Origin of the sequence: Pseudomonas sp. HY2-MNA-CIBAN-0224 (assembly GCF_040310285.1) — a bacterium.
GTDB lineage: Bacteria > Pseudomonadota > Gammaproteobacteria > Pseudomonadales > Pseudomonadaceae > Aquipseudomonas > Aquipseudomonas helleri.
Map to the genome: position 1 here is coordinate 1 of NZ_JBEOPQ010000558.1, position 268 is coordinate 268.

The 268-nt window shown below is 41.8% G+C and carries 1 pseudogene; it reads left to right on the forward strand.

Annotated elements, in window-relative coordinates:
• Positions 1 to 226 (forward strand): annotated as a pseudogene (locus AAEZ03_RS27560) (hypothetical protein); the annotation flags it as partial.
• Positions 227 to 268: the final 42 nt, after the last annotated feature.

Here is a 268-nt window from a genome sequence, read left to right on the forward strand (position 1 = left end):
GGGTAAGCTCAGCCAATGGACGAAGCCATTTATTACGCTGTTTAGTGATTCTGATCCTGTCACGGCTGGTGGCGATCGAATCATGCAAAAGCTGATACCGGGAACGAAAGGTCAAAACCATACCACAGTTAATAACGCTGGTCATTTTTTGCAAGAAGATCAAGGGGGAAAAGTAGCAGAGCTGCTGGTTGAGTTTATTGCTGATAATCCTCTCAGCAATTATTAATAAAATTTGGTATTTTCTTCGTTATCGCCTACAACATTAGTG